The sequence below is a fragment of the Marinimicrobium sp. C6131 genome (genome assembly GCF_026153455.1).
Classification (GTDB): domain Bacteria; phylum Pseudomonadota; class Gammaproteobacteria; order Pseudomonadales; family Cellvibrionaceae; genus Marinimicrobium.
Window position 1 is genome coordinate 889,194 of sequence record NZ_CP110629.1, and the last position, 13,618, is coordinate 902,811.

Annotated in this window: 11 protein-coding genes; 10 read left to right on the forward strand and 1 reads right to left on the reverse strand. The window is 57.3% G+C overall.

Features of this window, described 5'->3' with window-relative positions:
* Positions 1-264 precede the first annotated feature (264 nt).
* From prfB to OOT55_RS03805, 4 genes are all read left to right on the forward strand, one after another.
* A protein-coding gene (gene prfB / locus OOT55_RS03790; protein WP_265367822.1) for a peptide chain release factor 2 occupies positions 265-1,360 on the forward strand; the annotation gives its coding sequence in 2 pieces (ribosomal slippage) (positions 265-336 and positions 338-1,360; 1,095 coding nt in all).
* A gap of 39 nt (positions 1,361-1,399) precedes the next feature.
* Complete coding sequence (lysS, locus tag OOT55_RS03795; RefSeq protein ID WP_265367823.1) at positions 1,400-2,884, forward strand: lysine--tRNA ligase; 1,485 nt, start codon at positions 1,400-1,402, stop codon at positions 2,882-2,884.
* Between the two features lie 5 nt (positions 2,885-2,889).
* Positions 2,890-3,738 (forward strand): thioredoxin, encoded by an 849-nt coding sequence (gene trxA / locus OOT55_RS03800; RefSeq protein ID WP_265367824.1) that lies wholly within the window; start codon positions 2,890-2,892, stop codon positions 3,736-3,738.
* Positions 3,739-4,090: 352 nt separating this feature from the next.
* Complete coding sequence (locus OOT55_RS03805; protein ID WP_265367825.1) at positions 4,091-5,116, forward strand: LacI family DNA-binding transcriptional regulator; 1,026 nt, start codon at positions 4,091-4,093, stop codon at positions 5,114-5,116.
* Between the two features lies 1 nt (position 5,117).
* On the opposite strand, the gene glk is transcribed toward OOT55_RS03805, so the two are convergent.
* Positions 5,118-6,107, reverse strand: a complete 990-nt coding sequence (glk, locus tag OOT55_RS03810) for a glucokinase (RefSeq protein WP_265367826.1) — start codon at positions 6,105-6,107, stop codon at positions 5,118-5,120.
* A gap of 897 nt (positions 6,108-7,004) precedes the next feature.
* Between glk and OOT55_RS03815 the strand changes: the two genes are divergently transcribed.
* The 6 genes from OOT55_RS03815 (at position 7,005) to OOT55_RS03840 (ending at position 13,584) form a co-directional block, all read left to right on the forward strand.
* Complete coding sequence (locus OOT55_RS03815; protein WP_265367827.1) at positions 7,005-8,117, forward strand: phosphoserine transaminase; 1,113 nt, start codon at positions 7,005-7,007, stop codon at positions 8,115-8,117.
* Between the two features lie 47 nt (positions 8,118-8,164).
* On the forward strand, positions 8,165-9,340 hold the full coding sequence (locus tag OOT55_RS03820) for a phosphoglycerate dehydrogenase (RefSeq protein WP_265367828.1): 1,176 nt from the start codon (positions 8,165-8,167) through the stop codon (positions 9,338-9,340).
* Positions 9,341-9,600: 260 nt separating this feature from the next.
* Positions 9,601-9,999, forward strand: a complete 399-nt coding sequence (gene flgB, locus OOT55_RS03825; RefSeq protein ID WP_265367829.1) for a flagellar basal body rod protein FlgB — start codon at positions 9,601-9,603, stop codon at positions 9,997-9,999.
* Between the two features lie 20 nt (positions 10,000-10,019).
* A complete protein-coding gene (flgC, locus tag OOT55_RS03830) occupies positions 10,020-10,463 on the forward strand; it encodes a flagellar basal body rod protein FlgC (RefSeq protein WP_265367830.1) in 444 nt (147 codons plus the stop codon).
* Positions 10,464-10,486: 23 nt separating this feature from the next.
* On the forward strand, positions 10,487-11,203 hold the full coding sequence (locus OOT55_RS03835; RefSeq protein ID WP_265367831.1) for a flagellar hook assembly protein FlgD: 717 nt from the start codon (positions 10,487-10,489) through the stop codon (positions 11,201-11,203).
* A 32-nt stretch (positions 11,204-11,235) separates the two neighbouring features.
* Positions 11,236-13,584, forward strand: coding sequence for a flagellar hook-basal body complex protein (locus OOT55_RS03840; RefSeq protein WP_265367832.1), 2,349 nt, complete (start codon positions 11,236-11,238; stop codon positions 13,582-13,584).
* Positions 13,585-13,618 lie beyond the last annotated feature (34 nt).

Genomic DNA, 13,618 nt, shown 5'->3' on the forward strand with positions numbered 1-13,618 from the left:
TTGTTATTGGTGTCTCTGTCCATGGTGCCAGAAGTCGGCCTGAGCATTGTCCACGGTTTTTGCGGTTTTTTACAGAGGCAGGGCGTCAGTTTGTGGCTTCTATCGCGATTTTGTCCAATGGGCTGTCGGGCCGGAGCACTGGCGGTGGTGCGGCCTTGTGCGTTAGAATGCGCGCCCTGATTGGGGCGATCCCCCACCTGAATTCACCCTGTCCCCGGCCCATTACCCCGGTCGGCCGGTGACGTGACAATCGGTTTGGAACTTATGGAAATCAATCCGCTACTGAATCAATTGAAAGACCTGACTGAGCGTACCGATGTGCTCAGGAGGTATCTTTGACTACGCTCACAAGAAAGAGCGTCTGACGGAAGTTGAACTGGAGCTGGGTCAGCCCGACGTCTGGGAAGATCCGGATCGTGCCCAGGCACTGGGAAAGGAGCGCTCCTCACTGGAGCTGGTGGTAAAGACCATCGAGGACCTGGACACCGGGGTGGCGGACTGCCGCGAACTGCTGGATATGGCGGTCGAGGAGGATGACGCCGACAGCATTGACGACGTGGCGGCCGAAATCGAGCGCCTGGATGGGCAGTTGGAGTCTCTGGAGTTTCGCCGGATGTTTTCCGGAGAAGTGGATGAAAACAACGCCTATCTCGACATCCAGGCGGGCTCTGGTGGTACCGAGGCGCAGGATTGGGCCGAAATGGTGCTGCGCATGTACCTGCGTTGGGGTGAGAACAAGGGCTTCAAAACCACACTGGAAGAGGTGTCCGCCGGCGAAGTGGCGGGGATCAAAAGTGCCACCATCCGTTTCGAGGGCGAATACGCCTTTGGCTGGCTGCGCACGGAAACGGGGGTGCACCGGCTGGTCCGCAAATCGCCCTTTGACTCGGGCAACCGTCGTCATACCTCGTTCTGCTCGGTGTTCGTGTCTCCGGAGATTGACGAAAATATCGAGATCGATATCAACCCGGGTGACCTGCGTACCGACACCTACCGCGCCAGTGGTGCGGGTGGCCAGCACGTGAACAAAACCGACTCGGCGGTCCGAATCACCCACGTGCCCACGGGTATTGTGGTGAGCTGTCAGAGTGAGCGCTCCCAGCACCAGAACCGCGATCGGGCCATGAAGATGCTGCGCGCGAAGATGTACGAGCAGGAGATGCTCAAGCGAAATGCGGAAAAGCAGGCCATGGAAGACAACAAGGCTGATATCGGCTGGGGCAGCCAGATCCGCTCCTATGTGCTGGACGATCAGCGCATCAAGGATCTGCGCACCGGTGTCCAGACCAGCAACTGTCAGTCGGTGTTGGATGGTGCGCTGGACCCGTTTATTGTCGCCAGTCTGAAAGCGGGCCTGTAATCAGGCCCTGTTCATTCACTCCCCAACGTTAGAGATGCCATGAGCAAGCCCAACGCCCCCCAGGACGAAAACAACCTTATTGCCGAGCGTCGCTCCAAATTGGCGGCCATTCGCGAGAAGGGCAATCCCTTCCCGAACGATTTCCGTCGCGACAATACCTGCGCCGAACTGCAGGCGGCACACCAGGACAAATCCAAAGAGGACCTGGAAGGCGCCGGCCTGACCGCCAGCGTGGCGGGTCGGATCATGGCCAAGCGGGGCCCCTTCATGGTGCTGCAGGATGCCACCGGTACCGTGCAGCTGTACGCGGACAAGGACACCCAGAAAGCCATCAAGGAGCACTGGGGGCAATGGGATATCGGGGATATCGTCGGCGCCAGCGGTACTTTGCACCGCTCGGGCCGGGGCGACCTGTACGTCAATATGGAGCAGTATCAACTGCTGACCAAGTCCCTGCGTCCGCTGCCGGAAAAGTACCACGGCCTGCACGATCAGGAGCAGCGTTACCGCCAGCGCTATGTGGACCTGATCGTCAACCCGGAAGTGCGCGACACCTTCCGGCTGCGCTCCCGGTGTATCAGCTACATTCGCAACTATCTTGACGGCCATGGCTTCATGGAAGTGGAAACCCCCATGCTGCAGGTCATTCCCGGCGGTGCCACCGCCCGGCCGTTTATTACCCACCACAATGCGCTGGACATCGACATGTACCTGCGCGTTGCCCCGGAGCTGTATCTGAAGCGCCTGGTGGTGGGTGGCTTTGAGCGGGTGTATGAAATCAACCGCAACTTCCGTAATGAAGGCCTGTCGACTCGCCACAACCCCGAATTCACCATGTTGGAGTTCTATCAGGCCTATGCCGACTTCAACGACCTGATGGACCTGACCGAGGACATGCTGCGCGGGCTGTGCGAAACCGTGATGGGTTCTACGGTGGTCAGGTACCAGGACAGCGAATACGACTTCGGCAGCCCCTTCCGCCGGATCAGCGTGTTCGACAGTATTCTGGAGTACAATCCGGATATTACCGCCGGGCAGATCAGTACCCTTGAAGGTGCGCGCGCCGTTGCGGAAGGTCTCAAGATTCCGCTGAAGGATTCCTGGGGCCTGGGCAAAGTGCAGATCGAAATTTTCGAGGCCACGGTCGAAGAGAAGCTGGATCAGCCGACCTTCATTACCGAATACCCCACGGAAGTTTCACCCCTGGCGCGGCGAATGGATGCCAAACCCGAGGTGACCGAACGGTTTGAATTCTTTGTTGGTGGCCGCGAGTTGGCCAACGGCTTCTCGGAGCTCAATGACGCCGAAGACCAGGCCGAGCGCTTCCGCGAGCAGGTGCGGGAAAAAGACGCCGGAGATGACGAGGCGATGCACTACGACGCGGACTATGTGCGCGCCCTGGAATACGGCCTGCCGCCGACCGCGGGGCAGGGCATCGGCATCGACCGTCTGGTCATGCTGTTCGCCAACGCCGCCTCCATCCGTGACGTGCTATTGTTCCCCCATATGCGCCCGGAGCACTGACCACCATGAACGTCATTGATATTACCCTGGACAACGCTCAACAGTACGTCATCGACGAATCCTTCAAGCGTCCCGTACTGGTGGACTTCTGGGCCGACTGGTGCGGCCCATGCAAAACCCTGATGCCCCTGCTGGAAAAACTCGCCGACGAATACAATGGCGAATTCCTGCTCGCCCGGATCAATGCGGACGAGCAGCAGATACTGGCCTCGCAGTTTCAGGTTCGCAGTCTGCCCACGGTGATGTTGATCAAAGATGGCCAGCCTCTGGATGGTTTTACCGGCGCGCAATCAGAAGTTCAGGTACGGCAGATGCTTGAGCAACACTTGCCCAAGGCGTGGGAGCGGGACCTTCAGGAGGCTCAGGCCATGTTGGAGGCCGGTCAGTACGGAGAGGCGTTGCCTGTTCTGCAGCGGGTGTATGAAGAGTCCGGTCGAAATCCTCAGGTCGCCTGTATGGTGGCCCACGCCCAGGTGGAGCTCAACCGGCTCGAAGAAGCTGAGGCAACCCTGGCCAACGTCAAGCTCGCGGATCAGGATACGCTGTACGAGCAGGTCAAGGCGAAAATTGAGCTGAAAAAGCAGGCCGCCAAGACCCCGGAGATCGAGGCGCTGGAGAAGGCCCTTGAGGCCGATCCGGACAACCTGGAAACGCGCTATAAGCTGGCGGTTCAGTACAACCAGGAAGGGTACCAGAAGCCGGCACTGGAGCTGTTAATTGAGGTATTGCGCAAGGACCTGGGCTACGCCGACGGCGCGGCCCGTAAAACCCTGACCGATATCATTGCAGCGTTGGGGAAGGGCGATCCGTTGGCGATCGAGTATCAGCGAAAGCTGTTTACCCTGCTGTATTGACAAAGAAAACCCCCAGTCCGGTGTGGACTGGGGGTTTTCTTTTAGGGCGCCTGACGTTGCCGATCGTCGTTACTGCTCATTGGCGCCGTTTATCAAACATCCCTTGTCAGTTCTTTTTGACCGAAAAATTGCCGATTTTTCAGGCCCCAGGGGCGATGTCGCTCGCCCTCAAGGTAAAGCCACTATAGAATAAATTGACAGCGCTGTCACCCCGTTTGGACAATTTTCTTGATGGGCGCAGGGGAAACCGCCTCAAGGTCGGGAAAAATGCGACACAACGGGTTTGAGCACTTGTCAACGGGGCGTCTTTTCAGGATAGTGCGTCTTCCAGCTACTTCCGACGGAGCTCTTTGTGGCCAAAGCGACCATCGACAATGTTGCCGCCCTGGCGGGCGTTTCCATCAAAACCGTGTCCCGGGTAGTGAACAAGGAGCCAAACGTCCGGCAGGCAACGCGGGACAAAGTGCTCAAGGCGATTGATGAGCTGGATTACCGACCGAATCTCTCGGCGCGCAGCCTGGCCGGGAACCGCTCTTATGTCATTGGTCTGCTGTACGACAACCCCAGTGCCAACTACGTCATCGATGTTCAGGATGGGGTGCTGTCGACCTGCCGCGCTCAGGGGTACGATGTGTTGATCCACCCCTGCAATCACCAGGATCCCGACATTGGCCGGGAAGTGCGGGACCTGATGCGTCAGACCCGGATCGATGGGCTCATTTTGACCCCGCCGCTATCGGACGTAGAGCCGATTCTGGCGGTGTTGAAAGAACGGCAATTGCCGTTTGTACGCATCGCGCCCACCATCGATAAGGCCATCAGCCCCTACGTTGAAACCAATGATGCGGAAGCGGCTTACGATATGACCTGCGAATTGATCGCCCTGGGGCACGAACGTATCGGGTTTGTTGCGGGACACCCGGATCATCGGGCGGTCAGCCATCGATTTGAAGGCTATCGGGCGGCACTGGTGGAGAATGATATTGCCCTGGACGAGGCGCTGGTGGTGCAGGGGTATAACTCGTTCGAGTCCGGTGAAGAGGCGGCGGACGTGCTGCTCTCCCTCGACAGAGTTCCCACCGCCATTTTCGCCGCCAATGACGATATGGCGGCCGGTGTGATGATGGTCGCTCATCAGAAGGGGTTGCGTATTCCCGGGGATCTGTCGGTGGCCGGATTCGATGATACGCCTGTCGCTCACCAGATCTGGCCGTCTCTGACAACCGTGCGTCAGCCGATTCAGGCTATGGCGCAGAAAGCGACCGATCTACTGTTGAAGCAGCTCAAGGGCAAAGATGTCCAGTTGCCTGCCAGCATGTTGAGCTCCAGCCTGATCCGGCGGGACTCCACGGGCAAACCTTCGCCGCGCAAGCGCTAGGTCAGGCTTTCAGTTCGGGCGTCGTGTCCACCAGCCAGGCCGCTGTGCCGATCAGCGCTGACTTGTCGTGCATGATGATGTTGAGCGGAATCCGGCCAACGTAACCGCTCATCGGCCCTTTGTGCTGGTAACGCTTGACCAGGTCGGAGCCATCAATGAATTCTGCCAGTTTGGGCGCAATCCCGCCGCCAATATAGACGCCACCCTGAGCGCCCAGGCACAGTGCACGATCGCCTATCGCGCTGCCCAACATGGCGCAGAACAGCTCCAGCGCTTCGCGGCACAGGGGGTCTTCACCGCTTTGACCTTTGTTGGCCACGTCGGCCGGTTCGTAATTCTGTACGGTTACACCGTCGATCTCGGCCAGGGCCTGATAGATACGGACCAGGCCTTTGCCGCAAATCAGGGTTTCCACCGACACGTGGTCCTGCTTTTTCAGCAGATTCTGGAGAATGGCAATTTCACGCTCATTGCCCGGGGCGAAGTTGGTGTGTCCGCCCTCGGTGGGGACAATTTTCCAACGATCGCCGCAGGGTACCAGTGCCGCCATGCCGAAGCCGGTGCCGGGACCCAGAATCAACATGGGAGCATTTGCATCAGTCTCGCCGGTGACCAGTGGCTTGAGCATGTCGCCCTTGAGGTGAGGGGTGGCGTAGGCGAGGGCGGCAAAATCGTTGATAACGTCCAGGGCGCGCATGCCCAGCAGATCGCGCAGCTCGTCAATCCCGAACTCCCAGTCCAGGTTGGTCATGCGCACCCGGCCATTATGAATGGGGCCGGCAATGGCAAAGCAGGCGAAATCCGGCAGGGTGACGCCGGCCACTTCGGCATAGGCGTGAACCATTTTATCCAGGCTGGGATAGTCGGCACAGCGCAGGCTGTGTTGATGCCTGGCGGTAAAGTCGGGCGGCGTTGCGCAGGCGCCGGCAATCTCAACCAGACCGAAGCGGGCGTTGGTACCGCCAATATCCGCAACCAGAATAAAGCTCATAGTGGTCCCCGTTGTGTGCCGTTCCTGCTAGCCTGTCGCTGTTGGGGGCAGGCAGTCGCTGTTCTTGGATAATCGGTTGCCCGACTGAAAAGTGGAGTGAGTCTACGAGCGGTTGACAGCGCTGTCAATAATTCTGGCATATCACCCCACAAATGTGGCGTTAAAATATACATGATGATGGATTTCTGACCTGTTTGTGCTCGCGAATTGATGCTTGAGCGAGCCGTCCCGTAATCCGAGTATAGCGGGTATTTGCGCTGTAACCGGTAACATTTTGTTTTTTTAAAAAATGTGGTATTGTCACTCAAAACGCGGACAGGAAAGTTAGCGATGATCGCCGTAAGGCAGGCATAATCAGCCTTACAAGATAAGCAGGGTAGGAGAAACAGGCTGTAAACGGTTACATGCCAAAATTTATCCTACTTTTTCAGCGATTACTGGCAAAAGGATTGTGAGTTTAAGGTTTTGTTGAAGTAGGGTGTTGACAGCGCTGTCAGCCCTCAGTAAAGTAAATACAGAATTTGTGGTCGAGGCAGGGTGGTCTCGACCGGTGAGGCGCCGAAGAGGGCAAACATGCCGCTCCTGGTCAATCACCACGATCTCTCACCCTCGATGTCTGGTTGATGCATCGAGGTCTCCCTCTTGCCCTTTACATCTGTAAAGGGCTTTTTTTTGTCTGCAATTTCTTCCTCAACCTTTCTTCCCACCGCGTCATCTAGTGGTTTGACTCATTAACTGGCATAATCGGCGGCTTTCTGATCCAGGACACTCCCGCCAGGTTCTCGCCTGTCCGGGCAATTCCGCGTTTTGCGCCTGAGTTTGGGTGATCGGCCTAACGTTCACCGGCTACTGACATCGGGCCTATAGAGTAGAACCGTCAACTGTTCGAGGAATCCCATGCAACCACAGGTCAAGCCCCGCAATCCCAACTTTTCTTCCGGTCCCTGCAGCAAGCGCCCGGGATACGACGTCAGTCAGTTGGACGTTTCCACCCTGGGCCGTTCCCATCGTTCCGGGCTGGGCAAGGCGGCGCTCAAGCGCGCCTGCGAAGACACCGCGCGCCTGCTGGGATTGCCGGAAGGCTACCGGGTGGGTGTGGTGCCGGCCTCGGATACGGGTGCCGTTGAAATGGCCATGTGGTCGATGCTCGGACAGCGTCCGGTGGACGTCATGCAGTGGGAGTCTTTTGGTAAAGGTTGGCTGACCGACATTACCAAGCAATTGAAACTGAAGGATGTCACCCCGCTGGAAGCCGACTACGGCTACCTGCCGGATCTGACCAAGGTCAATTTTGATCACGACGTCATCTTTACCTGGAACGGTACCACTTCTGGAGTGAAGGTACCCAATGGCGACTGGATTGCCGATGACCGCAAGGGGCTGACCATCTGTGATGCGACCTCCGCCGTGTTCGCCATGGAGCTGCCGTGGGAAAAGCTTGATGTGGTTACCTTCAGCTGGCAGAAGGTGTTGGGGGGCGAGGGCGCCCACGGTATGCTGATTCTGGGTCCGCGTGCCGTAGAGCGTCTGGAAAGCTACACGCCGGACTGGCCGCTGCCGAAGATTTTCCGCATGACCAAGGATGGCAAGCTGATCGAGGGGATTTTCCGCGGCGAAACCATCAATACGCCTTCCATGCTCTGTGTCGCGGACTACCTGGACGCGCTCGACTGGATCGACCGCATCGGTGGCGTGAGCGAAGCGATTCGTCGCTCGGAGGCCAACCTTGAAGTACTGTCCACGTTCGTTGAACAGAACGACTGGATTGAATTCCTGGCCAAGGAGCCGGGTACCGTCTCCAACACCAGCGTGTGCTTTACCCTCGACGCCGAACCGGAGCGGGTCAAAGCCATGGTCAAGCTGCTGGATCAGGAAGGGGTGGCCTACGACATCGGCGCCTACCGCGACGCGCCTCCGGGCCTGCGTATCTGGTGTGGAGCCACCGTAGAGACTGCGGATATTGAAGCGCTGCTGCCCTGGTTGACCTGGGCCTACGAACAGACCGCCTGAGGACGAAACTTCGACAGATACGTCAAAACGACCAGACAGGAAGACCTATGTTCAAAATCAAGACGTACAACAAGATATCCGTCAACGGCCTGAACCGCTTCGGTCGCGACCATTACGAAGTCGCCAGCGACATCAATGAGCCGGATGCTTACATTCTGCGCAGTCACAAGCTGCACGATGAGTCACTGCCGACGAGTGTTTGTGCGGTGGCTCGCGCGGGCGCGGGCGTGAATAATGTGCCGGTGGCGGAGTACACCAAAAAAGGTGTGGTGGTATTCAATACCCCCGGCGCCAATGCCAATGCGGTAAAAGAGCTGGTGCTGGCGGGTATGCTGCTGGCATCGCGCGGCATTATTCCGGGCATGAACTACGTTCAGACGCTGACCGACATGAACGATGCCGACGAAATGAGCAAATTGCTGGAAAAACAGAAGTCCAACTTCGCCGGCTCCGAGCTGATGGGCAAAACTCTGGGGGTTGTGGGCCTGGGTGCCATTGGCTCTCTGGTGGCTGAAACCGCTCTGGCTCTGGGTATGAACGTGATCGGGTACGACCCGGCACTCTCGGTTGAGGCCGCCTGGCGCCTGCCCAGTCAGGTGGGGCGGGCAGACAACCTGCAGTCGCTACTGAGCCGCTCGGATTTCATCAGTCTGCATGTACCGGCTATTGAGGCTACCAGGCATCTGATCAATGATGAATCGCTCAAATCCGTGAAGCAGGGCGCGGTGCTGCTCAACTTTGCACGGGACGCGATTGTCGAACCGGAAGCGATTGTACGTAGCCTTGATGCCAAGCGGCTGCGGCAGTATGTGTGTGATTTTCCGGAGCCCTGCCTGCTGTCCCGGGATGATGTTTATGCCATGCCGCACATCGGTGCCAGCACCCTGGAAGCAGAAGACAACTGTGCCGTAATGGCAGCCGAGCAACTCAAGGGCTACCTGGAGCACGGCAACATCCGTAACTCGGTGAACTTTCCGGAAGTCAGTATGGAACGGACCGGTGATCTGGGGTCGCGCCTGACCTTCAGTAACGAGAACGTGTCCGGTGTGTTGGGTCATGTGCTGTCGGTTCTGGCTGATCACGACATCAACGTCATCGATATGGTGAACAAAAGTCGCGGCGACATCGCCTATAACATCATTGATCTGGAGCAGGCACCCACCGAAGCGGTGGTGCAGGCCGTCTCGTCCGTCGAGCACGTGATCTCCGTGCGCGTGGTGTAAAAACCGGTGCCCGGGCCGTCCAGGCCCGGGCCTTTCCTCAAGCGGAAAACCCTTGCCGCTTTGCCTCTCCGGCCTTACCGCTTTTTTTTCTCCCTTGGATCCCTCTCGTCCAAAACAAGTAATTCAAGCCGTATTCGCTCCCCATAATTCCTTTTATTTCAAAAGGTTAGAAAACTCCCTGATCGGATTTATGGCATTGGCACAGGCATTGCTTTACTTCAGGTAAGTGTTAATGACTTTGCCGCTTTGGAGTAAAACCAATGGCCATATCCTTCGAATCTGCCCTGGGCGTTCATGAATCCGCGTTCAAGCTGCGGGCGCAGCGGGCGGAGCTGTTGGCCGACAACATGGCCAATGTGGATACCCCCAATTACAAAGCCAAAGATCTGGATTTCCGGCAGGCGCTGGAGGCGCAGACCAGTGGGCGCTCGGGCGTGAATCTCGCGGCGACCCACAATGGTCACCTGAGTGGCTTTGAAGAAACCGGCCACCCGGATGCCAAATACCGGGTGCCCCAACAGCCTTCCATTGACGGCAACACGGTGGAAGAGCACATCGAACACGCGGAATACATGAAAAATGCCCTGGATTTCCAGGCCAGCTTTCAGTTCCTGAACGGCAAATTCAAAGGGCTCACCAGCGCGCTGCGCGGCGAGTAATCGGGTAGGGGAGTTACGGTATGTCTCTGGTCAATATTTTTGATGTCGCCGGTTCCGGCATGAACGCGCAGACCGTGCGCATGAACACCACCGCCAGCAACCTGGCCAACGCCCAGACCGCCAGTTCCAGCGTGGACCAGGTGTACCGCAGCCGTCAGCCCGTGTTTGCGCAAATGCAGCGCGAAGCACAGCTGAGAATGCAGGGCGGTGACCAGTGGGCCGAGGAATCCGCCGGCCGCGGCGTCCAGGTGATGGGGATTGTGGAAAGCGATGCGCCGTTGCAGCGCCGCTATGAGCCCGATCACCCACAGGCCGACGAAGAGGGCTATGTGTTTTACCCGAACGTCAATCCCGTGGAAGAAATGACCAACATGATCTCCGCCTCCCGTTCGTTTCAGATGAACGTGGAAGTAATGAACTCCGCCAAACAGATGGTTCAGCGTGCGCTGACCCTCGGCCAATAAGGACTGACTGAAGGTACCGAACCATGAACCAGGTCAACAACGATAACGCCGCCAACAGCATCCTGAGCAATCTGAACATTGCCAACAAGAACAAGGATGAGGAAAAGAGCAATGAGCTGGGGCAGTCGGCCTTTCTGGAACTGATGATCACCCAGATGAACAATCAGGACCCGCTGTCACCGCAGGATAATACCGAATTTATTGCCCAACTGGCCCAATTCAGTTCGGTTGAGGGGTTGGAGCGACTGAACAGCAACTTTGAAGATTTCAGTGGAACCTTTCAGTCCAACCAGGCACTGCAGGCGTCGTCCCTGGTCGGCCGTCAGGTCACGGTGCCCTCCGAGACAACACAGCTGTTTGAGGGTGGCATCGTCAGCGGTGCGGTCAATCTGGAGTCGTCCGCCAGCGATGTACAGCTTAACGTCTATAACGAAGCCGGATCGCTGGTTTCCAAAATTCCCTTGGGGGCACAACCGGAAGGAGAGTTGGCTTTCCGGTGGGATGGTCAGAATATGGAGGTCAATGGCGAGCTGCTCGACTGGGTCGGCAGTGAGGAACCCTTGCCGGCGGGAGATTACCGATTTGAAATGCTGGCTAACCAGAACGGTGATCGCGAGCAGCTTGAAACCGCGCTCAGCGCCAATGTGAACAGCGTAACCCTGGGGGATGATGGTCAGCTGACTCTGAATCTCGCCGGAATCGGTGCCGTCAATATCGGCGACGTCAAACAATTCAATTAATCGCTCCACTGCGTCAAGACGAGGATACAATCATGCCGTTTAACATTGCGCTCAGTGGCATTCGCGCCGCCAGTTCCGATCTGGACGTGACCGGTAATAACATTGCCAACGCCAGTACGACGGGCTTCAAGTCGTCCCGGGTGGAGTTTGGTGACATCTATGCGGGCAGTATTCTTGGCTCGACGGCCAACACTCCGGGCAGTGGTGTCAGCCTTCAGAATATTCGCCAGCAGTTCAGTCAGGGGAATCGGAACTTTACCGATAACTCTCTGGATCTGGCGATTAACGGCACCGGCTTTTTCGTGACCAGCAACGGTGGCGACCGCCAGTATACCCGTGCCGGCGCGTTCGGCCTGGACGATGATGGATTCATGGTGTCCAACGTGGGTGCCCGGTTGCAGGGCTTTGCGGCCGATGAAGATGGCAACATCAACGGCACCTTGTCAGACTTGCAGGTGGATGTCAGTGTTCAGCCACCACGGCAAACGACGCTGAGTGAAGCGCGGTTTAACCTTGATTCGAATCAGCCGGTACTGGAGTCGATTGGAACCGAGTTTACAACGGACGGCGCGGTAATCGGTATTGCCCAGCAGGGTTTGCAGGAGGCGACATCGACCACCACGGATGTGGGCAACATCACCACGCCGATTAACTTTGCGGCCGATCCAACCACCTTTCAGCTCGAGCTGACGGGGTCGTCTCCTTCGTCCGGTAACGGCACAGTCAACATTACGCTCGATGCCTCTACGGCCAATTCCGTGCAGGATATCGCCAACCTGATTAACAGTGAAATTTTTGGCGCACCCTCGCCGATTAACGTGCAGGCGGTGGCAAACGGTAGTCAGTTACTGTTTCAGGATCTGACCGAGGGAGTCAGTTCCACCATCACAGTGAGTGGTGTCACCGGGACCAATGACCTGTCAACGGCGCTGGCCGGCGCGCCAGCCAGTGTAGCGGGTATTGCCGAAGTCACCAACGGCTACCTGGCTCAGACGCTTGAGTTTGAAGGGCCCGACGGTGATGTTTTCAACTTTACCAGTGAGCGGGACGCATCTGCAGCCCAGACCGCCTCGGAGATGAACGCTCTGGCGGGTATTACCGCTTCGGCTCAAACCAACGCGCGGATCATCGCCGGAAGCTTTGACAATAGTAACAATAACTTTACTTTGAATGGCGTGACATTGACATCCACAACACTGGATGGTCTGGCTAATGAAATCAACGGTTTGGGGACGTCCCAGTTGGCGGGTATTCGCGCCGAGGTAAACAGCACCGGCGATCTGGAGATTACATCCCGAGTGGGTGCTGACCTGCGCTTCGGTTTTGGCGGCAGTCAGCCCCCGGGTACGCTGGATGTGATTGGTCGGACGGGTACCGGCATTCAGACAGTCAATACCAATACAGAGGACGTGGTAGTGGGCGGTAGCCTGACCATTCAGATGGAGGAGGGGTACAGCCTGCTGTCGGCGGAGCCGAGCGTGGGCAATCTGTTTTCGCCTCTGACTGATGACAGTTTCTCGGAAGTCGCGATCAACGCTTTTGATCCGGCTGATCAGGGTACCTTCAATCACTCCACCACGTCCACGGTGTACGACAGCCTGGGTAATCCGCATACTCTCGAGCAGTATTTTGTGCGTCAGCCCTATGACACCAATGACCCGTCCACCTCGCCGAATCATTGGATGATGTACGTTCAGGTGGACGGTCAGAATGTGGGGGATCCGGATCCGACTCTGCCGGTACCGGAAAACACTCAGCCCACCATGGCATCGTTTAACGTTCACTTTAACAGCGACGGCTCACTGAACGAAGACCTGACCGATCCCATGTTGATTTCCAACTGGACGCCCAACAATGACGACGGTTCGGCAGCCGGCGCCCTGGGACCGTTGAATGTCCTGCAGGGCGGTCAGTTGCCTGTTACCGAACCCCCCAGCAGCTCCAACTTTGAAATCAGCCTGGATGGTACCACCCAGTTTGGCTCGAACTTCGGTGTTGAGCGGCAGGATCAGAATGGTTACACCACCGGTCGACTGTCCGGGGTCGATATCGCCGATGACGGGATTATTTTTGCCCGGTTCACCAATGGTGAGGCGCAGGTGTTGGGCCAGGTGGCACTCGCCAACTTCAACAATATTGAAGGGTTGAAACCGGTAGGGGATACGTCCTGGGTGCAGACGGCGGATTCCGGTGAACCCGTGGTTGGCGCTCCGGGCTCTGCCCAGTTGGGCATTATCAATTCAGGTGCTTTGGAAGAATCCAATGTGGATCTGTCCACCCAGTTGGTGAACCTGATCATTGCCCAACGTAACTTCCAGGCGAGCTCGAAGACCATCGAGACCGCCAATCAGGTGACTCAGACCATCATTAACCTGCGATAAGCGGGCTTAATGAAAGTGGGGTAACGGCGGATAA